The sequence below is a fragment of the Klebsiella grimontii genome, from assembly GCF_042137965.1.
GTDB lineage: Bacteria > Pseudomonadota > Gammaproteobacteria > Enterobacterales > Enterobacteriaceae > Klebsiella > Klebsiella grimontii.
Genome location: NZ_CP169721.1, coordinates 1074492 through 1097925, shown reverse-complemented (window position 1 = coordinate 1097925; position 23434 = coordinate 1074492). Strand labels below are relative to the sequence as shown.

Genomic DNA, 23434 nt, shown 5'->3' with positions numbered 1-23434 from the left:
CCGACATAAAGAAAGTGAAGTTAACCGCCGTGCAGGCGACGGGCGTCGATGACATCCGGTACCTGATTCAGTTTACCCAGCACGCGGCCCAGCACCTGCAGGTTGTAGATCTCGATGGTCATATCGATCGTCGCCAACTGCTGTTTGGTATCGCTGCGGCTGGCCACGCCCAGCACGTTAACTTTCTCATTGGCGAGAATGGTGGTGATATCGCGCAGCAGGCCGCTGCGATCGTTGGCCTGCACGCGTACCACCAGCGAGTAGCCCGCCGAGTAGCTCTCTCCCCACACCGCGTCAACGATGCGCTCCGGGGCGTGAGACTGCAGTTCCGCGAGCTGATCGCAATCCGCGCGGTGCACCGAGATCCCGCGGCCCTGGGTGATAAAGCCCACAATTTCATCGCCGGGAATCGGCTGGCAGCAGCGCGCAATGTGATGCATCAGGTTGCCGACCCCTTCGACCACCACGCGACCATTGTCTTTGCTGCGATTCTGCGGAGCATGGGTTTTCTGCTGCAGCTGCTTTAACGCCGCCGCATCCTGCTCCGCCGCGCTGGGCTTATTAAACTGCGCCTGCAGGAAGTTGACCATCTGGTTGAGGCGAATATCGCCGCCGCCAATCGCCGCCAGCAGTTCGTCCTGCTCGTTGAAGTTGTAGCGCGGCAGCAGATGCTTTTCCGCGTCCTTCAGGCTAATGCCAAGGTGTTCAAGCTCGTCGTCAAGGATCTGCCGCCCGGCAAGAATATTCTTGTCGCGATCCTGCTTGCGGAACCAGGCGTGTATTTTGGAACGCCCGCGGCTGGTGGTCACGTAGCCGAGGTTCGGGTTCAGCCAGTCGCGGCTTGGGTTGGGCTGCTTCTGGGTGATGATTTCAATCTGGTCGCCCATCTGCAACTGATAGGTAAACGGCACAATACGCCCGCTGATTTTCGCCCCAATGCAGCGGTGGCCGACATCGCTGTGAATATGATAGGCAAAATCGAGCGGCGTCGAACCGGAAGGTAAGTCCACCACGTCGCCCTTCGGCGTAAAAACGTAAACCCGATCGTCAAAGACCTGGCTACGCACCTCATCCAGCATCTCGCCGGAATCAGCCATCTCTTCCTGCCAGGCAATCAGTTTACGCAGCCACGCAATGCGATCTTCATAGCCGCGCCCGCCGCTGGCCGCTGCGCTGGCGCCCTCTTTGTACTTCCAGTGCGCGGCCACGCCCAGCTCGGCATCTTCATGCATCTGGCGAGTACGGATCTGAATTTCAATCGTTTTGCCACCGGGGCCCAGCACGACGGTATGGATTGACTGATAGCCATTAGGCTTGGGATTGGCGACGTAATCATCAAACTCGTCCGGCAGGTGGCGGTAGTGAGTATGCACTATCCCCAGCGCGGCGTAGCAATCCTGCAGGCGTTCGGCGACGATACGCACCGCCCGCACGTCAAACAGCTCGTCGAAGGCAAGATGTTTTTTCTGCATTTTGCGCCAGATGCTGTAGATATGCTTGGGACGCCCGTAGACCTCGGCTTTGACGCCCTCGGTTTTCATCTCCGTGCGTAAATGCCCGACGAATTCGTCAATGTAATGCTCACGATCGATGCGCCGCTCGTGCAGTAATTTAGCAATCCGCTTATATTCCGCCGGGTGCAGATAGCGGAAGCAGTAATCCTCAAGCTCCCACTTGAGCTGGCCGATCCCCAGGCGGTTGGCCAGCGGCGCGTAGATATTGGTACACTCTTTCGCCGCCAGCACGCGCTCATCTTCCGGCGCATCTTTCACCTCGCGCAGATGGGCAATACGCTCGGCGATCTTAATCACCACGCAGCGGAAATCATCAACCATCGCCAGCAGCATGCGGCGGATGTTATCCACCTGTTCAGAGGAGACTGAATCGGTATGGGTGGCTTTAAGCTGGCGTATCGCGGCCATGTCCCGCACGCCGTGGATCAGGGTAACGACGGATTTGCCGACGCTCTCCTGCATAATTTCTTCGCTGACGACGTTGCCGTCCGCCAGAGGGAACAGCATCGCCGCCCGCAGCGTGTCGATATCCATGCTGAGCATGGAGAGAATTTCCACCATCTCCACGCCGCGCCACAGCAGGAGGTCGGCCTGCGGGTGCCCCTGCGTTTTCTCTCGACAATAATCCCAGGTTTCGGCTAAGCGTTCACACGACTGCTGGCTGGAAATTCCCAGACTCGCGATCCATTTCTTCGGGTCAAATTCACCAGCTTTATTTAAATGTGCACTTCTTACCGCAACCATTGTCCTCTCCTTAAGGGACCGCCTGCCGAAGTCGGCAAGCCTCAACTTTTACACTTCATCCTTCAAACCGCGTCAACGTTGGCTTTCGTCTTTTATCTCAGTCACCTGCTCCTGAGGATGCCGCTTCAATGCGATTTGAATAATTGTTGTGCTCAAACAACACCATTGATTCCAGATGTCCGGTATGCGGGAACATATCCAGCATCGCCAGGCGTTGAATGGTATATCCCGCCTGCAATAAAACGTCGCTATCGCGCGCCAGCGTCGCCGGGTTACAAGAAACATACACCACCCGACGCGGCGCTAATTTTATAATATGTAACATCACGCCCGCCGCGCCGGCGCGCGCCGGATCGAGCAGGACTTTATCAAAACCGTGCTTCGCCCACGCCTGGCGGGTAACGTCCTCTTCCAGGTTTTCATGAAAGAAAGTCACATTGTGTAACGCGTTTAATGCCGCGTTCTCTCTCGCCTTCACGACCAGCGCGGGAACCCCTTCCACGCCAACCACCTGCGCCGCGCGTTTTGCCAGCGGCAGGGTAAAATTGCCCATGCCGCAAAAGAGATCCAGCACGCGATCCTGAGGCTGGATATCCAGCCATTCCAGCGCCGTACGCACCATGAGCTGGTTTACGCCGTCGTTGACCTGAATAAAGTCGCGCGGACTGAACACTAAGCGTAGACCGTCGGACGTATACCAGGGCGCTTCCCCGCGAATATGTTCCAGTATCTCGCTTTGCGGGGCGAGATACAGGGAAAGACCGTGAGATTGCGAAAAACGTTCCAGCTTTTCTTTATCTGCTGCCGGAAGGGCCGCGGTATGGCGTAAAACCATCAGCGGGCCGTTGTCCGCCTGCACCAGCTCCACGTGGCCAAGCTGACGCAGCGATTGCAATCCGCTGAGACATTCTCGTACCGCGGGCAGTAGCGCACCAAGAGCGGGCACCAAAACGGGGCACTGCACCACATCAACAATTTCGCTGGAGTTGGCCTTCCGGAAGCCTATCTGTAATTGTTGGGTCTTTGGCTGATAATTCAAGCTCAGACGCGCCCGGCGACGATAGCCCCACGGCGAAGCGGCTATAATGTCATCAACATCGCGCTTCATTAACCGCGCGAGGGCGGCGCGTTTGCTCTGCCGCTGCAGCTCAACGCTGGCGTGCTGCTGCTGACATCCGCCGCAGATACCAAAATGCGGACAGCGCGGCGCCTGCCGCTGCGGGCTGTCGCTAAGACGACGTTTAACCTGTGCGCGGGCATACTGTTTTTTATCCTCGACCAGGACCACTTCGGCCTGCTCTTGCGGTAATAAACCGCTAACAAACAGCGCCTTACCCTGGTGACGCGCAACGCCCTGTCCAAAGGGATCAAGGTCATTTACTGTAACGGTTATGATCTGGCGCGTCGTCACACGCCGTTTTGCAGAGTAGAATTGCGCCATCGTAGAGATTTGTCTCAATTAAATATACTGACTCTATACACGAGTTCTTTCAGGGTGAGCCAGCGTAACCAATGCCTCAGCAGCCTGTAAGGATGATGTATATATTCTCCCATAATGGAACCGCATGACCAACTACAGCCTTCGTGCCCGCATGATGATTCTTATTCTGGCGCCCACCGTCCTGATCGGTCTGCTGCTCAGTATTTTCTTCGTCGCACACCGCTATAACGACCTACAGCGCCAGCTGGAGGATGCCGGAGCCAGTATTATCGAACCGCTGGCGGTCTCCAGTGAATATGGCATGAATTTGCAAAACCGCGAGTCAATCGGGCAGCTTATCAGCGTACTTCATCGCCGCCACTCCGATATTGTGCGCGCCATTTCCATCTACGACTCGCACAACAGGCTGTTTGTCACCTCTAATTTTCAGCTCGATCCCGGCGAATTGCAGCTGCCAAAAGGGATCCCCTTTCCCCGCCGTTTAAGCGTGATTCGTCACGGCGATTTGATGATTTTGCGTACCCCCATCATCTCGGAAAGCTATTCACCGGATGAATCACCGGGAAGCGATGCCAAGATGCCGGGCAATATGCTCGGCTACGTGGCGCTGGAGCTGGATCTCAAATCGGTGCGGCTGCAGCAGTACAAAGAGATCTTTATCTCCAGCGTGATGATGCTGTTCTGTATCGGTATTGCGCTGATCTTCGGCTGGCGACTCATGCGCGACGTGACCGGGCCGATCCGCAACATGGTGAATACCGTTGACCGCATCCGCCGCGGCCAGCTTGATAGCCGCGTTGAAGGCTTTATGCTCGGCGAGTTGGATATGCTGAAAAACGGCATCAACTCCATGGCGATGTCGCTGGCGGCCTACCACGAAGAGATGCAACACAATGTCGATCAGGCCACTTCCGATCTGCGGGAAACGCTTGAGCAGATGGAAATCCAGAACGTCGAACTGGACCTGGCGAAAAAACGCGCGCAGGAAGCGGCGCGAATCAAATCCGAATTCCTCGCCAATATGTCACACGAGCTGCGCACGCCGCTCAACGGCGTCATTGGCTTTACGCGCCTGACGCTGAAAACTGATTTAAATACCACCCAGCGCGATCATCTGACCACCATCGAGCGTTCCGCTAACAATCTGCTGGCCATTATTAACGATGTTCTGGACTTCTCTAAGCTTGAAGCCGGTAAGCTCATTCTGGAGAGCATCCCGTTCCTGCTGCGCACCTCGCTGGACGAGGTGGTTACGCTGCTGGCGCACTCGGCGCACGACAAAGGGCTGGAGCTGACGCTGAATATCAAAAATGATGTGCCGGATAACGTCATTGGCGACCCGCTGCGCCTGCAGCAAATTATTACCAACCTGATGGGCAACGCCATCAAGTTCACCGAACACGGCAATATTGACGTGCTGGTGGAACAGCGCGCCATCAGCAACTCACGCGTCCAAATCGAAGTCCAGATCCACGATACCGGTATCGGCATTCCGGAACGCGATCAGTCGCGTTTGTTCCAGGCGTTCCGCCAGGCCGACGCCAGCATCTCCCGTCGCCACGGCGGAACCGGCCTCGGGCTGGTCATCACCCAGCGCCTGGTGAAGGAGATGGGCGGCGATATCTCCTTCCATAGCCAGCCTAACCGCGGCTCGACGTTCTGGTTCCATATCAGCCTCGACCTCAACCCCAACGCGGTTCCCGATAGCGTGCCAACGCAGTGCCTGGCGGGCAAAAAGCTGGCCTATATTGAAGCCAACGCGGCGGCGGCGCAGAGCACGATGGAGCTACTGGCGACAACGCCGCTGGAGGTGGTCTATAGTCCGACGATGACGGCCCTACCGGATGCCCACTACGATATCCTGCTGGCAGGGATTCCGGTATCCATACGCGACCTGAGCCAGCATCGCGATAAGCTGGCAAGGGCCAGCAAGCTTGCCGATCACCTGGTGCTGGCCCTACCGTGCCACGCTCAGGTCAGCGCCGAAACGTTGCGCCAGGACGGCATCGCCGCCTGTTTGCTTAAGCCATTAACCTCAACGCGCTTACTGCCGGCGCTGACGGCCTCCTGCCATGCGCAGCCGACGATTCTGCCGCCGCATGCCGATAGTAAGAAGCTACCGATGACGGTCATGGCCGTTGATGACAATCCGGCGAATCTCAAGCTCATCGGCGCGCTGCTGGAGGACTTAGTCCAGCATGTCATCCTCTGCGACAGCGGTCAGCAAGCCGTCGAACGAGCCAGAGAAACGCAGCAGGATCTGATTCTGATGGATATTCAAATGCCGGAAATGGACGGTATCCGCGCCTGCGAACTGATTCACCAGCTCCCCCATCAGCAGCAAACGCCGGTGATCGCCGTGACGGCCCACGCCCTCGAGGGGCAGCGTGAGAAATTACTCAAAGCGGGAATGAACGACTATCTGGCGAAACCCATTGAGGAAGATAAGCTCCACAGTCTGCTGCTGCGCTATCAGCCGGGAAAGGCGGCGCTCCCGCAGGCCGCCGCGGAGCCTGCGGAACCGCCCATCAATCATAATGTCACCCTCGACTGGCAGCTGGCGCTGCGTCAGGCGGCGATGAAACCGGACCTGGCGCGGGAAATGCTGCAAATGCTGCTCGCCTTTATGCCTGAAGTACGTAACAAGGTGGAAGAACAGCTGGTGGGAGAGCAGCCGGAAGGGGTGCTGGATTTAGTGCATAAGCTGCACGGCAGCTGTAGCTATAGCGGCGTGCCGCGTCTGAAGAAACTGTGTCACACCATTGAGAGTCAGCTGCGCGCGGGCACCGCCGCCGAGGAGCTGGAACCGGAGTTTCTGGAGCTGCTGGATGAAATGGACAACGTCGCGCGGGAAGCCTGTAAGCTACTGGGAATTTAAAACGCATGCCCCGGTCCGCGCTTCGCGACCGGGGGATAACCTATAATAGCCGCCCTATTTTCAGCACGGCGGCAACGTTTCTCGCCGTCATACGCACGTTTTCGGCGGCATTTTCCAGCGCCTCATCCAGCGTACAGATTGAATAAATCACGCTAAATACCGCATCCAGGCCGTGCTGATGCACGACGCCGACGTCAGACGTCAGGCTTCCGGCAATGCCGATGACCGGCAGATTATAGCGTTTTGCCACCCTCGCCACGCCAACCGGCACCTTGCCGTGCACCGTCTGGCTATCGATACGCCCTTCGCCGGTAATCACCAGATCCGCATCCGCCACGATATCGGCAAGGTGCAGAGCGTCGGTCACGATCTCAATGCCCGGCCGCAGCTTTGCGCCGCAGAAGGCGTACAGGCCCGCGCCCATTCCTCCCGCCGCGCCGCCGCCTTCAAGATGCAGCACATCCAGTTCTAAATCGCGATGGATAATCTCGGCAAAATGGGCCAGCGCGCTATCCAGACAGGGGATCATCTCCGCCGTCGCCCCTTTCTGCGGCCCAAATACCGCCGTCGCGCCCTCGGGCCCCGTCAGCGGATTGGTGACATCGCAAGCGACGTCGATACGACAGCCGGCCAGGCGCTTATCCAGTTCGCTAACGTCGATGCGCGCGAGGTTCTCCAGCGCGCGTCCGCCAGCGGCAATCTGCTGGTTATCTTTAGTCAGCAGCTTCGCCCCTAGCGCCTGTACCATTCCGGCCCCGCCGTCGTTCGTCGCGCTGCCGCCGATGCCGATAATAATTTGCGTCACGCCCGCATCCAGCGCGTGGCGAATCAGCTCGCCGGTCCCCCACGAAGTGGTCAGCAAAGGATTGCGCCGCGCCGGCGGCACGCTCTCCAGGCCGCTTGCCGCCGCCATTTCGATAAACGCGCATTGTTTATCGCCCGACAGGCCGTAAAAAGCGTCCACCGGCTCGCCGAGCGGACCGGTGACGGTGACCGCTATCCGGCATCCCTGCGTTGCGGCGACCATGGCTTCGACGGTCCCTTCGCCGCCGTCGGCGACCGGCAGTTTGACATATTCCGCATCGGCGTAAATTTCTCGAAAACCTTGCTCTATCGCGGTAGCAACATCCAGCGCACTCAGGCTCTCCTTGTATGAATCCGGTGCGATCACTATCTTCATAAGCTGTCCTTAAAATGAACGATGACCCGATGCCGTGCGGTCAATCGGCCCCCGAAGGGACCGATATTTCCTTAGCGCACCATGCAGGGACGCTTGTTATCAAACGTCCAGTTCGGGATTAAATACTGCATGCCCATAGCATCATCGCGCGCGCCCAGGCCATGTTTCTGATACAGTTCATGGGCTTTCATCACCTGATCCATATCAAGCTCTACGCCCAGACCCGGTTTTGCCGGTACCTGTACCATCCCGCCTTTAATTTCAAACGGCTCTTTGGTCAGACGCTGATTGCCTTCCTGCCAGATCCAGTGAGTATCGATGGCGGTAATTTTCCCCGGCGCCGCCGCTGCAACATGGGTGAACATCGCCAGCGAGATATCAAAGTGGTTGTTAGAGTGCGAGCCCCAGGTCAGGCCAAACTCATGGCACATCTGCGCCACGCGGACGGAACCCTGCATGGTCCAGAAGTGCGGATCCGCCAGCGGAATATCCACCGACTGCAGCGACAGCGTATGGCCCATCTGACGCCAGTCGGTCGCGATCATATTGGTCGCCGTCGGCAGACCGGTGGCGCGGCGGAACTCCGCCATCACTTCACGACCGGAGAAGCCCTGCTCAGCCCCGCACGGATCTTCCGCATAGGCCAGCGATCCCTTCAGATATTTACCAATCTTGATCGCTTCATTCAGCGACCACGCGCCGTTCGGATCCAGAGTTACGCGCGCCTGCGGGAAGCGCTTCGCCAGCGCGACGATAGATTCCGCCTCCTCTTCCCCGGCCAGCACACCGCCTTTCAGTTTAAAGTCGTTAAAGCCATATTTCTCATACGCCGCTTCCGCCAGGCGCACCACCGCATCCGGGGTCATCGCTTCATCATGACGCAGGCGATACCAGTCGCATTTGTCATCCGGCTGGCTCTGATACGGCAGCGGCGTGGCTTTACGGTTGCCGACGAAGAACAGATAGCCGAGCATTTCCACTTCGCTGCGCTGCTGACCATCGCCCAGAAGAGACGCCACGTTCACGCCCAGATGCTGGCCCAGCAGATCCAGCATCGCCGCTTCGATCCCGGTCACTACGTGAATTGTGGTACGCAGATCGAAGGTCTGCAAACCGCGCCCACCGGCGTCGCGGTCGGCGAAAGTATTGCGCACGGCGGTCAGCACGTTTTTGTACTCACCCAGCGTCTTACCGACTACCAGCGGGATCGCATCTTCGAGAGTCTTGCGGATTTTCTCTCCGCCGGGGATTTCGCCGACGCCGGTATGGCCGGAATTATCTTTAATCACCACGATATTACGCGTGAAGAACGGGGCGTGCGCGCCGCTCAGGTTCATCAGCATGCTGTCGTGGCCCGCGACCGGAATGACCTGCATAGAAGAAACAACGGGGGTCGAAAATTGTGCGCTCATAGTTAAGTCCTTATTCAAATCAGTGACGGCCGAAAACGGGGCGTTTACGGTCAAAAGTCCATCCAGGGATCAGGTACTGCATCGGGCCTGCGTCATTACGCGCGCCGCCGGGCAGCCTTTTATAGGCCTCATGCGCCTTCTGTACCTGCTCCCAGTCCAGCTCAACGCCAAGTCCTGGCGCGTCCGGAACCGCGATTTTTCCGTGCTTAATCTCCAGCGGATTTTTGGTCAGGCGGCAATCTCCCTCCTGCCAAATCCAGTGGGTATCGATGGCCGTGGGGTTACCCGGCGCCGCCGCGCCGACGTGGGTAAACATGGCCAGTGAAATATCAAAGTGGTTATTGGAGTGGCAGCCCCAGGTCAGGCCCCAGTCATCGCACAGCTGCGCCACGCGCACCGCGCCGGAAAGGGTCCAGAAGTGCGGATCGGCCAGCGGAATATCCACGGCGTTCAGCATCACCGCATGGCCCATTTCACGCCAGTTGGTGGCGATCATGTTAGTTGCCACCGGCAAACCGGTGGCGCGGCGAAACTCCGCCATCACTTCGCGGCCGGAAAAGCCCTGCTCGGCGCCGCAGGGGTCTTCGGCGTAAGTCAGCACATCGTTCAGCCCTTTACACAGGGCGATGGCTTCGTCCAATAGCCAGGCGCCATTAGGGTCGACCGTAATACGCGCATCCGGGAAACGCTTCTTCAGCGCGCGGGCGGTTTCGATCTCCTGCTCGCCGGGCAGCACGCCGCCTTTCAGTTTAAAATCTTTAAAGCCGTAGCGATCCTGCGCGGCTTCCGCCAGGCGCACCACCGCCTCGCTGTTCAGCGCTTGCTGATGACGCAGGCGATACCACGCGTGGCTGCCCGGCGTGCTTTCCAGATAGGGCAGATCGGTCTTCGTACGATCGCCTACGTAGAACAGATAGCCCAACACGGTCACCGCATCGCGCTGCTTGCCCGGCCCGAGCAGTTCGCAAACCGGCACGTTGAGCGCTTTGCCCAGCAGATCCAGCAGCGCTGCTTCCAGCGCCGCCACCGCGTTCACCCGCAGTTCGAACGTCCAGGCGCCTTTGCCAAAGGTGTCAAAATCCGCAGCCTGATTGCCTTTATGCACCTGCTGAACCACTTTGTTCAGGCGGGCGATTTCCTGGCCCAAAACCATCGGGATAGCATCCACCAGCGTCTGATAAATCACCTCGCCGCCGGGCGCTTCGCCGACGCCGGTATTGCCGGCGCTGTCGGTCAGCACCACGATATTACGGGTGAAATACGCGTTATGGGCGCCGCCGATATTGAGCAGCATACTGTCCTGCCCGGCCACCGGGATAACCTTCATGTCCGTGATTACGGGGCTCGATTGCGTCGTCATGATGATTGTCCTGCCACAGGTTTCAGTTCGATACGCTTAATATCGCCCACCAGCACCAGATAGCTCAGCACCGCCACCAGCGCATGGACCCCCACATAAATCAGCGCGCCGTTAAACGAACCGGTGGTGCCGACGATGTAGCCGATGGCAATTGGCGTCACGATGCCGGAGATATTGCCGAACATATTGAACAGTCCGCCGCTCAGGCCGCTGATCTCTTTCGGCGCCGTATCCGCCATCACCGCCCAGCCCAGCGCGCCAATGCCTTTACCGAAGAAGGCCAGCGCCATAAAGCCGATGATCATCCACTCCACGTTAACGTAGTTACAGAACACCATCACCATCGACAGCAGCATCCCCATCACGATCGGCGTCTTACGCGCGATGTTCAGCGAGCCGGTACGCCGCATCAGCCAGTCGGAAATAATCCCGCCGAGCACCCCGCCCGCGAAGCCGCAGATCGCCGGCACCGACGCGACAAAACCGGCTTTCAGAATCGACATCCCGCGCGCCTGCACCAGATAAACCGGGAACCAGGTGATAAAGAAATAGGTTAAAGCGTTGATGCAGTATTGGCCGATATAGACGCCAATCATCATGCGGGAACCCAACAGCTGCTTGATTTGCCCCCATTTTACGCTAAACGGCACTTTGGCTTTGGCCGCCGCCTGATCCATGTTGATCAGCGCGCCGCCTGCGGCGATGTAATCCAGCTCTTTTTGGTTCACGCCCGGATGCTGGTTCGGTTCATGAATCACCTTCAGCCAGACAAAACTGATGATAATCCCGAGGCCGCCCATAAAGAAGAACACGTGCGACCAGCCCACCTCATGGGTCAGCCAACCCATGATCGGCGCAAAAATAACCGTGGCAAAGTATTGCGCGGAGTTAAAGATAGCCACCGCCGTGCCCCTCTCCTGGGCCGGGAACCAGGCCGCGACGATACGGCTATTTCCGGGGAAAGATGGCGCTTCGGCCAGGCCGACAAGGAAACGCAGGGTAAACAGCGCGACGATAATGCCGAAGCCGCTAAAGATATCGACGAAGCCCTGCAGGAGGGTAAACATGGACCAGATAAAAATGGACCAGAAGTAGACGCGTTTTGAACCGAAGCGGTCAAGCAGCCAGCCGCCTGGGATCTGGCCGATAACGTAGGCCCATGAGAACGCGGAGAAAACATAACCCATGCCGACGGCGTCAAGACCAATATCTTTGGCCATCTCCGATCCGGCAATGGATAAGGTGGCGCGGTCGCCGTAGTTGAAGGATGTGACGATAAACAGCATCACCACTATCCAGTAGCGAGCATTGGTGCGCTTTTCAGCGCCGCTCGCCGCCTGACTTAATGAACTCATTGTTGCACTCCTGAATCATAGCGTTAGCTACGTTCATTCTGAACAGCACAACCTGTAGGGTACTCAGAATGACGTGTTAGTGTTTTTCATTGTTTTCGTTATATCTGGCACTGCATTGGGAACTGGCAGGGAAAGTATAAAAAGAGGGGCTGACGGGCTCACCGTGCAAATACACAGCTTTCACCGGCTGAGTAAATCTGATTTATGGCGTATGCCTAACGAGATGGGGGATGGTTCACGGAAATGAAAAACCGCGCCCGTTGAGAGGTGGAGAGGGCGGTACAAAAGACAGGAGTGTGAAACAACTCTCTTGACCCCGTGAAATAGCCCGGTAAAGACCCTGGCATGACACAGGTTTTAAGGCAAATGCCCGAAGCCAGGCGCACGGAGAATTGGTACGATCTTTTTGACCGTTAATCTGGCACTGGCATTGAACATCAGTAAAAAAGGGGCGCCCTCTATTGTAGGGAGAGGGCGAAACTTTTTAATCAAGCAGCGTCGCCCACTGCGTTACCCATGGGTTAGAGACGCTTTCAGGTTCCGGATCTTCGCTGGCGTCAATCATCAGCATATCGCCCACGCGCGAGCCGCCCTGCTCCTGCAATAACGCATCAAACTTCAAACCGCCGCCGCAGAAGTTGGCGTAGGTGCTATCGCCCAGGGCGATAATGCCATAGCGTAAATGCGGCTGATACATATCTTTGATGCCTTCGTACAAGGGCACAATGCTGTCCGGTAAATCGCCCTGCCCGGTGGTCGAAGTCACCACCAGCGCATATTTCCCGGTATAGGACTCCCAGTCTTTGACTTCAGGATCTTCAAAGACTTTCGCCCGATGACCCAGCCCGCTCAAAATAGCCTGCGCCTCTTCGGCGACCAGGAGCGAATTTCCATACATCGTACCGACAAAAATTCCGACTTCCGCCATGACTAGCTCCCTGAATTGACCTGTATCTCTTCATCCTGACCGCAGTCGTCGGCAAACTCAACCCTTTCATTTAGCGGGAGAAGGCCGCGCCAGCCAAACTGCGACAGCGCGCGCATCCAGACGTCGTCAAGACCGGCGCGAATGACCAGCGGTTCGCCGGTAAAGGGATGCGTTAACGAGAGCTGGCTGGCGTGCAGCATCAGCCGATCGCAGCCAAAATGCTCTGCCGCGCTGCGATTCTGCCGCAAATCGCCATGTTTGCTATCACCGATAATCGGATGGCGAAGATGGGCAAGATGGCGTCGCAGCTGATGTTTACGTCCGGTTTTCGGTTCCAGTTCCACCAGGCTATAGCGGGTCGTGGGGTAACGTCCGGTCGCCACCGCCATCTCTACCGTCGCCAGGCCGCGGTAATGGGTGACCGCCGGCTGCGGGTCTTTATTTTCGCGAGCGAACTTATCGGCGATTTTATCCAGCTCCTCAACCAGCGGGTAATCAAGCACCGCTTCGTCGTTCAACCAACCGCGAGCGATCGCATGGTAGCGTTTCTGCATTTGATGCTGCTCGAACTGCTGCGACAGCAATCTTCCCGCTTCGCTCGATAGCCCCATCAGCAGCACGCCGGACGTCGGCCTGTCGAGGCGGTGAGCGGTGAACACGTGCTGGCCTATCTGATCGCGCACGGTCTGCATCACCACGACCTTTTCATCACGATCCAGCCAGCTACGGTGCACCAGCCAGCCCGAAGGTTTGTTTACCGCGACCAGCCACTGGTCCTGATATAAAATCTCCAGCATCAGGCTTCGTCGCCGGCAAACAGCGCATCCAGCAGGAGCAGTTCGGCCAGCACCCTTTCGCGTACGGGATGAGCGTTATCGAGGGCCATCTCATAATAGGGGGCAACAGCGAAGTTCTGCGGCAGCGGCATTCCGCTTTCCAGCAGCTGGCGCATACGCGGAATCAATACCCACTGCAGCCATTCAAGCGGCTCCATGGTGTCGAGGCAAAACGGCTGTTCGCTGGCAAACGCGCGACTATCGGGGGCGCTATCCTGCCAGTGTTCCGTTTCGCGCAGCAGCGCTTCAATGGCGAGCAGGCGCTCGCGCACGCGATGATCAAGAGTCATGGGAAACCTCGGTGAGTTGAAAACCGGCGCAGAATAGCAAATTCAGACGAGAAATAAAAAAAGGGAGCACTGTATAAAACAGTGCTCCCGGTTCGTTTTGCAGCAATCCAGCTACATTGGTGCTCCCTGCTCGTCCTTGAAAACTTTTCCTGAGGTCTCCTGACCATGTTCATCCATAAACAGTTGCATCCTGCTTTCACACCACCCCGATGCGAAATAACTCATCCTTAAGTCTATCCTGATCTTCCTGATCCACCGAACATCCTGCTCGGCTCTCGTTCTCCTTCCTGGAGGTGTCCTTTTACGCAATCCTGCGTTATCCTGTGCTTCATCCTGAAGCCTGTCCTTGCAACGCCATCCTGGCGGGTCCTGTAGAAGCGTCATCATCCTGATGTTCACTTCGTTTATCAACTCCCTGTCGATGTACATAGAATCCCTGATTCCGCCCCGTCTTACAACCCTTGTTAAGACAATATCTTAAGATTAATCGTCAGTATGATTAATGAGAAAATAATTAACCAATTGAAAAATAATATATTTCTTAAAATACGGTCCCTGAAGGATCGGCTTAAATGATGACGATCTCTTACAGGTCTTGTAAGAGATCTCTCACAAAAGTTTGGGTAGTCTGGATTACAGAACAGGCTTAAGGGAATTGAGGAAACTCGCAAGCGAGGGGGAAAGGGTCGTGCGTTTGCGGGTGCCAAGGGTCTCTTTGATCACTTCACCACTCATATTACAGACCGAAATGACATCCAGTTCGCTGTCCAGCGTGGCGATAAACAGGGTCGGCGACAGCTTCAAACGCTTTTGCACCAGCAGATGACCGATCAGATTTTCCTGCACCCGCTGGAAATCGTCCGGGCTCCAGGTTTGCAGCAGCGTCATGGTTTCATCGGCGAAACGCGCCTGCATATCACCGGCAAACTGAGTGGTATAATAAGCATGAAGCGGTTGTTGTACCACAATCTCCAGCGCCCGTTCAACCGCGTGAATATTTTGTTCTAATGAAAACGGCTGCGGCTGCCAGAAAACGCCGTCATCATCCGTGCCGTTGACGCACGGCGACGGGATGCCGTAAAGCTCTTCGCTGCGCGGCAGGCTGGAACGCTGCTGCTGCCACGCCTCACAGTAACGTTGGGTAAATGCTTGTAGCGCTTCTGCGGTTTGCTGATCCACCGGTTTCTCTCTTCACGTTAGACAGGATACACTTGGCATATAGTGTAACCGCTTTAACTATGGTGAAACATGTCTTCTTACGATAATCATCAGGCGCTGGCCGGCCTGACGCTCGGAAAATCAACCGATTACCGCGATACCTACGATGCCAGCCTGCTTCAGGGCGTCCCGCGCAGCCTGAACCGCGACCCGCTGGATCTGCACGCCGATAACCTGCCGTTTCACGGCGCCGATATCTGGACGCTGTACGAGCTCTCCTGGCTGAACGCCAAAGGTCTGCCGCAGGTGGCCGTGGGCCACGTCGAGCTCAGCGACACCACCGTTAACCTGGTGGAATCAAAAAGCTTTAAGCTCTATCTCAACAGCTTTAACCAGACGCGCTTTGCTGACTGGCAGGCGGTCGAGGCGACGCTGGCGCGCGATCTCAGCGCCTGTGCGCAAGGAGAAGTGAAGGTGTCGCTGTATCGCCTCGATGAGCTCGAAGGCCAGCCGGTGGCCCATCTGCACGGCACCTGCATCGACGACCAGGATATTGAAATCGATAACTACCAGTTCAGCGCCGATTACCTGCAGGACGCCGCTTGCGGCAAAGTGGTCGAAGAGACCCTGGTCAGCCATCTGCTGAAGTCCAACTGCCTGATTACCCACCAGCCAGACTGGGGCTCGGTGCAGATTCAGTATCGCGGGGCGAAAATCGATCGCGAAAAGCTGCTGCGCTATCTGGTGTCATTCCGTCATCACAACGAATTCCACGAGCAGTGCGTAGAGCGCATCTTCAACGATATTCAGCGTTTCTGCCAGCCGGAAGCCCTTTCGGTTTACGCGCGCTACACGCGACGCGGCGGTCTCGACATCAACCCGTGGCGCAGCAACACCGATTTTGTGCCGGCCACCGGTCGCCTCGCCCGTCAATAATCAACATTTTCACAATTTGCGTGCGTTAACCCGCGCGCAAGGTTGTGAAAACGCCATCAGCAGGGCTATTGTAATCACAGGAAGACGATAATCGTCCTGTAAGGAGTTCACTTGATTACACACGTTAGCCCGCTTGGTTCAATGGATATGCTGTCGCAGCTGGAAGTGGATATGCTTAAACGCACCGCCAGCAGTGACCTGTATCAACTCTTTCGCAACTGCTCGCTTGCTGTGCTCAACTCGGGGAGCCTGACCGATAACAGCAAGGAGCTTCTGTCTCGTTTTGAAAACTTCGATATTAACGTGCTGCGTCGCGAACGCGGCGTGAAGCTGGAACTGATCAACCCGCCGGAAGACGCTTTCGTTGACGGGCGTATTATCCGTTCCCTGCAGGCCAACCTGTTTGCCGTACTGCGCGATATCCTGTTCGTCTACGGCCAGATCCACAACACCGTCCGCTTCCCGAATCTCGATCTTGAAAGCTCGGTGCATATCACCAACCTGGTCTTCTCCATTTTGCGTAACGCCCGCGCCCTGCACGTTGGCGAAGCGCCAAATATGATTGTCTGCTGGGGCGGCCACTCGATTAACGAAAACGAATATTTGTACGCCCGCCGCGTCGGCACCCAGCTGGGTCTGCGCGAGCTTAACATCTGCACCGGCTGTGGACCGGGCGCGATGGAAGCGCCGATGAAAGGCGCCGCCGTCGGCCACGCGCAGCAGCGTTACAGAGACAGCCGCTTTATCGGGATGACCGAGCCGTCGATTATCGCCGCCGAGCCGCCGAATCCGCTGGTGAATGAACTGATCATCATGCCGGATATCGAAAAACGTCTGGAGGCGTTCGTGCGTATCGCCCACGGCATCATCATCTTCCCGGGCGGCGTGGGCACGGCGGAAGAGCTGCTCTATCTGCTGGGCATTTTGATGCACCCGTCGAACAAGTCGCAAGTTCTGCCGCTGATCCTCACCGGGCCAAAAGAGAGCGCCGATTATTTCCGCGTGCTGGATGAGTTTATCGTCCATACGCTGGGCGAATCCGCCCGTCGTCACTATCGCATTATCATCGACGACGCCGCGGAAGTTGCCCGTCAGATGAAAAAAGCGATGCCGATGGTCAAAGAGAACCGCCGCGAAACCGGAGACGCCTACAGCTTCAACTGGTCGATGCGTATTGCGCCGGACCTGCAGATGCCGTTCGATCCCACCCACGACAATATGGCCAACCTTAAACTCTATCCGGACCAGCCGGTGGAAGTGCTGGCAGCGGATCTCCGCCGCGCCTTCTCCGGTATCGTTGCCGGTAACGTTAAAGAGGTGGGTATCCAGGCTATCGAGAAATTCGGCCCGTATAAGATTCACGGCGATGCGGCGATGATGCGCCGCATGGATGACCTGCTGCAGGGCTTCGTGGCGCAGCATCGTATGAAGCTGCCGGGCGGCACCGCCTACATCCCCTGCTACGAAATCTGTTCCTGAGTTATCTTCTGTTCTTCTCCCGGGCGGCGGCTTACGCCCCCGGGCTATTTTCCCCGCCCTGCCGCATTCCCCCTTTTCTCTTATCTATTCGCCCGTACGCTTTCCAGATAAATCATTCCTTTTATGAATTTTTAGCACCACTCTCACAAAAGCCAATCGTTTGCGTTTCCAAAAACAGCAATAAATATCACCAGGAAAGACGACTTTTAACGTAAAAACGTCGAGAACATCGCATTTTTACAGTAAAAACCTCGTTATTACGTCCCGCCACTATTCTCTCATATGCTGAAAATGATAGCCTCCGCGCCACAAATCTCTGGCTGATCCCCAGAAACAGGCTGTTGGACTAAAATTGCTTACATTTAAAGTGGATTATTGCATTTGAGATCGCGATCACTGATGCATTCACCATATAAATGTATCTTCCCGCACCAATTGTTACGGAGAAAATGCCTAAAAAACCGTAAACAAACGAATTTCATATTATTTGGTCTTTTTTATTCAATAGATTTTGTTGCTTCCTCCAGGAGATACAGATGGAAACCACTCAAACCAGCACCATCGTTTCGGATGCTACCCGTAGCGGTTGGCGCAAGACGGACACCATGTGGATGCTGGGCCTGTACGGCACGGCTATCGGCGCGGGCGTCCTGTTCCTGCCGATCAACGCCGGCGTCGGCGGTATGATCCCGCTGATCATCATGGCGATTCTGGCCTTCCCGATGACCTTCTTCGCCCACCGCGGGATGACCCGTTTCGTGCTGTCCGGTAAGAATCCGGGCGAGGACATCACCGAAGTGGTCGAAGAGCATTTCGGCGTCGGCGCAGGTAAGCTGATTACCCTGCTCTACTTCTTCGCCATCTACCCGATTCTGTTGGTTTACAGCGTGGCGATCACCAATACCGTCGAAAGCTTTATGCTGCACCAGCTGCACATCACGCCGCCGCCGCGCGCCATTCTTTCCCTGATTCTGATTGTCGGCATGATGACCATCGTGCGCTTCGGCGAGCAGATGATTGTGAAAGCGATGAGCGTACTGGTGTTCCCGTTCGTGGTCGCGCTGATGATTCTGGCCTTTTATCTGATCCCGCAGTGGAACGGCGCGGCGCTGGAGACCCTCTCCCTGAGCAGCGCGACCGCGACCGGCAACGGCCTGTGGATGACTCTGTGGCTGGCGATTCCGGTGATGGTGTTCTCCTTTAACCACTCGCCGATCATCTCCTCCTTCGCCGTCGCTAAACGCGAAGAGTACGGCCAGGGCGCGGAGAAAAAATGTTCCAGCATTCTGGCCCGCGCGCACATCATGATGGTGCTGACCGTGATGTTCTTCGTCTTCAGCTGCGTACTGAGCCTCTCTCCGGCGGATCTGGCGGCGGCGAAAGATCAGAACATCTCGATTCTGTCTTATCTGGCGAACCACTTTAACGCGCCGGTCATCGCCTGGATGGCGCCGATCATTGCGATGATCGCCATCACCAAATCCTTCCTCGGCCACTACCTTGGCGCTCGCGAAGGCTTTAACGGCATGGTGATTAAATCCCTGCGCGGTAAAGGCAAGTCCATCGAAATCAACAAACTGAACAAAATCACCGCCCTGTTCATGCTGGTCACCACCTGGATTGTGGCGACGCTGAACCCAAGCATCCTTGGGATGATCGAAACCCTGGGCGGCCCGATTATCGCCATGATTCTGTTCCTGATGCCGATGTACGCGATTCAGAAAGTCCCGGCGATGCGCAAATACAGCGGCCACGTCAGCAACGTATTCGTGGTGATTATGGGCCTGATTGCTATCTCCGCGATTTTCTACTCTCTGTTTAGCTAATATCCCCCGCGCCGCTTAACGGCGGCGCGCCTCCCGACAGCACTGGATGCATCATGATCAGCGTATTCGATATTTTTAAAATCGGCATTGGCCCTTCCAGCTCCCACACCGTTGGACCGATGAAAGCGGGCAAACAATTCACGGACGATCTTATTGAGCGCGGGCTGCTTCCCGAGGTAACCAAAGTCGTCGTCGATGTCTACGGATCCCTTTCCCTGACTGGTAAAGGCCACCATACCGACATCGCGATTATTATGGGCCTGGCGGGCAACCTGCCGGATACCGTCGATATCGACGCGATTCCCGGCTTTATCCAGGACGTCAACACCCATGGCCGCCTGATGCTGGCGAACGGCCAGCAGGAAGTGGCGTTCCCGGTCGATCGGTGCATGAATTTCCACGCCGACAACCTGTCGCGGCATGAGAACGGCATGCGTATTACCGCTCTCGGCGGCGAGAAGGTTCTCTACAGCCAGACGTACTACTCCATCGGCGGCGGGTTTATCGTCGACGAAGACCATTTCGGCGTGACCGCCGAAGCGCCAGTCGCCGTCCCTTATCCGTATAAAAATGCCGCCGACCTGCAGCGCCACTGCCGCGAAAGCGGGCTATCGCTCTCCGGCCTGATGATGCAAAACGAGCTGGCGCTGCACAGTAAAGAAGCGCTGGAGCAGCATTTTGCTGCGGTCTGGGAGGTGATGAGCAGCGGAATTGAGCGCGGCATCACCACCGAAGGGGTTCTGCCGGGCAAGCTGCGGGTTCCCCGTCGCGCCGCCGCGCTGCGCCGGATGCTGGTAAGCCAGGACAACACCAACAGCGACCCGATGGCGGTCGTTGACTGGATTAACATGTTCGCCCTGGCGGTTAACGAAGAGAACGCCGCTGGCGGGCGCGTCGTGACCGCGCCGACCAACGGCGCCTGCGGTATCGTACCTGCGGTGCTGGCCTACTACGACAAGTTCATCCGCAAAGTGAACGCCAACTCGCTGGCGCGCTATATGCTGGTCACCAGCGCCATTGGCTCGCTCTATAAGATGAACGCCTCAATTTCCGGCGCCGAAGTGGGCTGCCAGGGTGAAGTCGGCGTAGCCTGTTCAATGGCGGCGGCCGGTCTGGCTGAACTTCTGGGCGGCAGTCCGGGTCAGGTATGCATCGCGGCGGAAATTGGTATGGAGCACAACCTCGGTCTCACCTGCGATCCGGTTGCCGGCCAGGTGCAGGTGCCGTGCATCGAACGTAACGCTATCGCAGCGGTCAAGGCGGTCAACGCCGCGCGTATGGCCCTGCGCCGCACCAGCGAGCCGCGGGTGTGCCTCGATAAAGTCATCGAGACCATGTACGAAACGGGCAAAGATATGAACGCCAAATATCGTGAAACCTCGCGCGGCGGCCTGGCAATGAAGATTGTCGCCTGCGATTAACGTCCCCCTCCCGGTATGCTGCGGCATGCCGGGCTTTCTTCCCCCTGCCCTCTTCCTTCATTTATGTTATATAAATGATAATTTAGTTATTTATTAGTTATAAAGACGATTTGTTACCTTACGGAAAACCGCTCAAGGAGAACAAATCATGCTCAGATTATCCCGCCCGGCGCTGCTGCTCCTGCTGGCTGGCTTATCCGCTTCCGCGCTGGCGAAAGCGCCAGAGACCGTGAATATTGGTTATCAGAAAGCCAATATCTTCGCGCTGCTGAAATATCGCGGCACTCTCGATGAAAGCTTCAAAAAGCAGGGTATCGCCGTACGCTGGATTGAATTCCCCGCCGGACCGCAGATGCTGGAAGGGCTGAACGTCGGCAGCATCGACCTCGCCGCCACCGGCGATGCGCCGCCGGCCTTTGCCCAGGCGGCGCAGGCGGATCTGGTCTATTTAGCCCACTCGCCGGCGAATCCTAAAACCGAAGCCATCGTGGTGGCGGAAAACTCGGCGATTAAGAGTGTCGCCGACCTTAAGGGCAAGCGCGTGGGGCTCAATAAAGGCTCCGACGTGAACTATCTGCTGGTGACCGCGCTGGAGAAAGCCGGGCTGAGTTATAAAGATATCACGCCGGTCTATCTGCCGCCTGCTGACGCCCGCGCCGCCTTCCAGCGCGGCGCCATTGACGCCTGGGTTATCTGGGATCCGTTCCTCGCCGAAGTGGAAACCAACGCCAAAGCGCGACAGATTCGCAATGCCGAAGGGCTGGTGCCGCACTACACCTTCTACCTGGCCAGCCGCAAATTTGCCGACACGTATCCGGATACCGCAAAGCAGGTGGTGGATGAGCTGGGTAAACTGAGCGAATGGGCCAACGGTCATCAGGACGATGCCGCCGGGATCCTCTCCACCTCAACCGGGCTGGATAAGGCTATCTGGCTGAAAACGCTGGCGCGTCTGCCCTACGGCGCCGAGCGCATGACCCCTGCGGTCTATAACGAACAGCAGGCACTGGCGGATACCTTCACCCGCATCGGCCTGCTGCCGGTGAAAGTCGATGTGCGCAGCGCAACCTGGTCGCTGGATAAGCAGTAAGCCTTCTCTTCCCGGGTCGCGGCGCAGGCGCCTTACCCGGGCTACCGGCCCGCAGACGACGGTGGACCCGTAGCCCGGACAGGCGCGTCAAGCGCCGCCTCCGGGAAAAAACACCTCCCCGCACTCCCGCCCCCTCGCCCTTAGGGGAGAGGGAATTAACTCACCTTCTCTTCGCTCGCGACCGCGACCTGCTCGCCGCGACGATAGCCTGCGCCCGGATGTGGCGCAGCCAGCCGCGCGCCAGCGCCAAACAGCTTCTCACGCAGGGTTCCTTCGCGATACTCCTGCTTAAACACGCCGCGCTTTTGCAGCTCCGGGACCAGCAAATCCACCACGTCGCGGAAGGTTTCGTGGGTCACCGCATAGGCGAGGTTAAAGCCATCGACGTCGGTCTCCTCGACCCAGGACTGCAGCTCATCGGCGACCGTTTGCGGGCTGCCGACCACCAGCGGGCCGAAGCCGCCGATTCCCGCCCAGTCCGCCAGCTTCTGCACGGTCCACTGGCTATTCGGATCGGCGGTGGAAAACGCCTCCACCATCGACTGAATCGCGTTGGTATGCAGATACTCCAGCACCTGATCCGGCTGATACTGACCAAGGTCGATGCCGGTCCAGCCGGAGAGCAGCGCCAGCGCCCCTTCGTAGCTAACGTACGGTTTATACTCCTGCCACTTCGCCTGGGCTTCACGGTCGGTTTCGCCGACGATGACCGTCTGCATATTGAAGATCAGGATGCTACGCGGATCGCGCCCGGCCTCCTCGGCGCGACGACGAATATCCGCCACCGTCTTTTTCAGCAGTACTTTCGACGGCGCGCCGACAAATACGCACTCGGCGTGGCCGGCGGCGAACTGCTTGCCGCGGCTGGAGGCGCCCGCCTGATAGAGCACCGGCGTACGCTGCGGCGATGGCTCGCAGAGGTGGATCCCCGGCACCGAAAAGAAGTTGCCCTGATGGTTAATCGGATGAATTTTTCGCGGATCGCTGAAGATCTTACGTTCCCTGTCGCGCAGCACCGCGCCATCCTCCCAACTCCCTTCCAGCAATTTATAAACCACCTCCAGATACTCATCGGCGTAGTCGTAGCGGGCGTCGTGGTCGGTCTGCGCTTTCTGGCCAATATTACGCGCCCCGCTCTCCAGATAGGAGGTCACGATATTCCAGCCCACTCGCCCCTTTGTCAGATGGTCGAGCGTCGACAGGCGGCGAGCGAACGGATAGGGATGTTCAAAGGAGAGCGAAGCGGTCAGGCCGAATCCGAGATGCTCCGTCACCAGCGCCATCGGCGTGATCAGCGCCAGCGGATCGTTGACCGGCACCTGCGCCGCCTGGCGGAGCGCCGCATCGCCGTTGCCGTTCAGCACGTCATAGACGCCCAGCACGTCGGCGATAAACAGCCCGTCAAACTTGCCGCGCTCCAGCAGACGCGCCAGGTCGACCCAATACTCAAGGTCTTTATACTGCCAGGAGCGGTCGCGCGGATGGGCCCACAGCCCCGGCGACTGATGGCCGACGCAGTTCATATCAAAAGCGTTCAGACGAATTTCACGTTGTGATGACATAGCGCTCTCCACGGCGCGCCCCGC

The 23434-nt window shown here is 57.4% G+C and carries 17 protein-coding genes; 6 read left to right on the top strand and 11 right to left on the bottom strand.

Annotated elements, in window-relative coordinates:
* Nucleotides 1-20: 20 nt before the first annotated feature.
* Complete coding sequence (relA, locus tag ACE3MN_RS05305; protein WP_004137289.1) at nt 21-2258, bottom strand: GTP diphosphokinase; 2238 nt, start codon at nt 2256-2258, stop codon at nt 21-23.
* Between the two features lie 97 nt (nt 2259-2355).
* The gene (gene rlmD / locus ACE3MN_RS05300; protein WP_102650034.1) at nt 2356-3699 is read right to left on the bottom strand and encodes a 23S rRNA (uracil(1939)-C(5))-methyltransferase RlmD; all 1344 of its coding nucleotides are present in this window, start codon (nt 3697-3699) and stop codon (nt 2356-2358) included.
* A 124-nt stretch (nt 3700-3823) separates the two neighbouring features.
* On the opposite strand from rlmD, the gene barA reads away from it, so the two are divergent.
* On the top strand, nt 3824-6577 hold the full coding sequence (gene barA / locus ACE3MN_RS05295; RefSeq protein ID WP_102650035.1) for a two-component sensor histidine kinase BarA: 2754 nt from the start codon (nt 3824-3826) through the stop codon (nt 6575-6577).
* Between the two features lie 40 nt (nt 6578-6617).
* Here barA and ACE3MN_RS05290 read toward each other — a convergent pair whose 3' ends face one another.
* The 8 genes from ACE3MN_RS05290 to syd form a co-directional block, all read right to left on the bottom strand.
* Nucleotides 6618-7757, bottom strand: a complete 1140-nt coding sequence (locus ACE3MN_RS05290; RefSeq protein ID WP_004137285.1) for a glycerate kinase — start codon at nt 7755-7757, stop codon at nt 6618-6620.
* A gap of 71 nt (nt 7758-7828) precedes the next feature.
* Nucleotides 7829-9169, bottom strand: coding sequence for a glucarate dehydratase (gene gudD / locus ACE3MN_RS05285; protein ID WP_004137284.1), 1341 nt, complete (start codon nt 9167-9169; stop codon nt 7829-7831).
* Nucleotides 9170-9188: 19 nt separating this feature from the next.
* Nucleotides 9189-10529, bottom strand: a complete 1341-nt coding sequence (locus tag ACE3MN_RS05280) for an enolase C-terminal domain-like protein (protein ID WP_024358509.1) — start codon at nt 10527-10529, stop codon at nt 9189-9191.
* Nucleotides 10526-11884, bottom strand: a complete 1359-nt coding sequence (gudP, locus tag ACE3MN_RS05275; RefSeq protein ID WP_004124361.1) for a galactarate/glucarate/glycerate transporter GudP — start codon at nt 11882-11884, stop codon at nt 10526-10528. Before gudP ends, ACE3MN_RS05280 begins: the two co-directional genes overlap by 4 nt.
* Before the next feature lie 484 nt (nt 11885-12368).
* Nucleotides 12369-12812 (bottom strand): flavodoxin, encoded by a 444-nt coding sequence (locus ACE3MN_RS05270; protein WP_004137281.1) that lies wholly within the window; start codon nt 12810-12812, stop codon nt 12369-12371.
* Between the two features lie 2 nt (nt 12813-12814).
* Nucleotides 12815-13609 (bottom strand): tRNA pseudouridine(65) synthase TruC, encoded by a 795-nt coding sequence (truC, locus tag ACE3MN_RS05265; RefSeq protein ID WP_024358510.1) that lies wholly within the window; start codon nt 13607-13609, stop codon nt 12815-12817.
* A complete protein-coding gene (locus tag ACE3MN_RS05260) occupies nt 13609-13938 on the bottom strand; it encodes a YqcC family protein (protein WP_004137278.1) in 330 nt (109 codons plus the stop codon). Before ACE3MN_RS05260 ends, truC begins: the two co-directional genes overlap by 1 nt.
* A gap of 633 nt (nt 13939-14571) precedes the next feature.
* On the bottom strand, nt 14572-15117 hold the full coding sequence (syd, locus tag ACE3MN_RS05255; protein WP_004137273.1) for a SecY-interacting protein: 546 nt from the start codon (nt 15115-15117) through the stop codon (nt 14572-14574).
* A 69-nt stretch (nt 15118-15186) separates the two neighbouring features.
* Between syd and queF the strand changes: the two genes are divergently transcribed.
* From queF to ACE3MN_RS05230, 5 genes are all read left to right on the top strand, one after another.
* Nucleotides 15187-16032, top strand: coding sequence for an NADPH-dependent 7-cyano-7-deazaguanine reductase QueF (queF, locus tag ACE3MN_RS05250; protein WP_049085088.1), 846 nt, complete (start codon nt 15187-15189; stop codon nt 16030-16032).
* Nucleotides 16033-16143: 111 nt separating this feature from the next.
* Nucleotides 16144-17511 carry a nucleotide 5'-monophosphate nucleosidase PpnN gene (gene ppnN, locus ACE3MN_RS05245; RefSeq protein ID WP_102650037.1) on the top strand — a complete coding sequence of 456 codons (1368 nt, stop codon included), beginning with the start codon at nt 16144-16146 and terminating at the stop codon, nt 17509-17511.
* Nucleotides 17512-18047: 536 nt separating this feature from the next.
* Entirely contained in the window at nt 18048-19337 is a 1290-nt protein-coding gene (locus ACE3MN_RS05240) for an HAAAP family serine/threonine permease (protein ID WP_004137269.1), read from the top strand.
* A gap of 53 nt (nt 19338-19390) precedes the next feature.
* A complete protein-coding gene (locus ACE3MN_RS05235; protein ID WP_049088644.1) occupies nt 19391-20758 on the top strand; it encodes an L-serine ammonia-lyase in 1368 nt (455 codons plus the stop codon).
* A 148-nt stretch (nt 20759-20906) separates the two neighbouring features.
* Nucleotides 20907-21848, top strand: a complete 942-nt coding sequence (locus ACE3MN_RS05230; RefSeq protein ID WP_024358513.1) for an aliphatic sulfonate ABC transporter substrate-binding protein — start codon at nt 20907-20909, stop codon at nt 21846-21848.
* A 155-nt stretch (nt 21849-22003) separates the two neighbouring features.
* On the opposite strand, the gene ACE3MN_RS05225 is transcribed toward ACE3MN_RS05230, so the two are convergent.
* Nucleotides 22004-23410: an LLM class flavin-dependent oxidoreductase gene (locus ACE3MN_RS05225; protein WP_024358514.1), complete on the bottom strand. Its 1407-nt coding sequence runs from the start codon at nt 23408-23410 to the stop codon at nt 22004-22006.
* Between the last annotated feature and the right edge of the window lie 24 nt (nt 23411-23434).

Coding starts and splice junctions, on each gene's coding strand:
- relA (WP_004137289.1), bottom strand. CDS start 2,258: ATGGTTGCGGTAAGAAGTGCACATTTAAATAAAGCTGGTGAATTTGAC.
- rlmD (WP_102650034.1), bottom strand. CDS start 3,699: ATGGCGCAATTCTACTCTGCAAAACGGCGTGTGACGACGCGCCAGATC.
- barA (WP_102650035.1), top strand. CDS start 3,824: ATGACCAACTACAGCCTTCGTGCCCGCATGATGATTCTTATTCTGGCG.
- ACE3MN_RS05290 (WP_004137285.1), bottom strand. CDS start 7,757: ATGAAGATAGTGATCGCACCGGATTCATACAAGGAGAGCCTGAGTGCG.
- gudD (WP_004137284.1), bottom strand. CDS start 9,169: ATGAGCGCACAATTTTCGACCCCCGTTGTTTCTTCTATGCAGGTCATT.
- ACE3MN_RS05280 (WP_024358509.1), bottom strand. CDS start 10,529: ATGACGACGCAATCGAGCCCCGTAATCACGGACATGAAGGTTATCCCG.
- gudP (WP_004124361.1), bottom strand. CDS start 11,884: ATGAGTTCATTAAGTCAGGCGGCGAGCGGCGCTGAAAAGCGCACCAAT.
- ACE3MN_RS05270 (WP_004137281.1), bottom strand. CDS start 12,812: ATGGCGGAAGTCGGAATTTTTGTCGGTACGATGTATGGAAATTCGCTC.
- truC (WP_024358510.1), bottom strand. CDS start 13,609: ATGCTGGAGATTTTATATCAGGACCAGTGGCTGGTCGCGGTAAACAAA.
- ACE3MN_RS05260 (WP_004137278.1), bottom strand. CDS start 13,938: ATGACTCTTGATCATCGCGTGCGCGAGCGCCTGCTCGCCATTGAAGCG.
- queF (WP_049085088.1), top strand. CDS start 15,187: ATGTCTTCTTACGATAATCATCAGGCGCTGGCCGGCCTGACGCTCGGA.
- ACE3MN_RS05240 (WP_004137269.1), top strand. CDS start 18,048: ATGGAAACCACTCAAACCAGCACCATCGTTTCGGATGCTACCCGTAGC.
- ACE3MN_RS05235 (WP_049088644.1), top strand. CDS start 19,391: ATGATCAGCGTATTCGATATTTTTAAAATCGGCATTGGCCCTTCCAGC.
- ACE3MN_RS05230 (WP_024358513.1), top strand. CDS start 20,907: ATGCTCAGATTATCCCGCCCGGCGCTGCTGCTCCTGCTGGCTGGCTTA.
- ACE3MN_RS05225 (WP_024358514.1), bottom strand. CDS start 23,410: ATGTCATCACAACGTGAAATTCGTCTGAACGCTTTTGATATGAACTGC.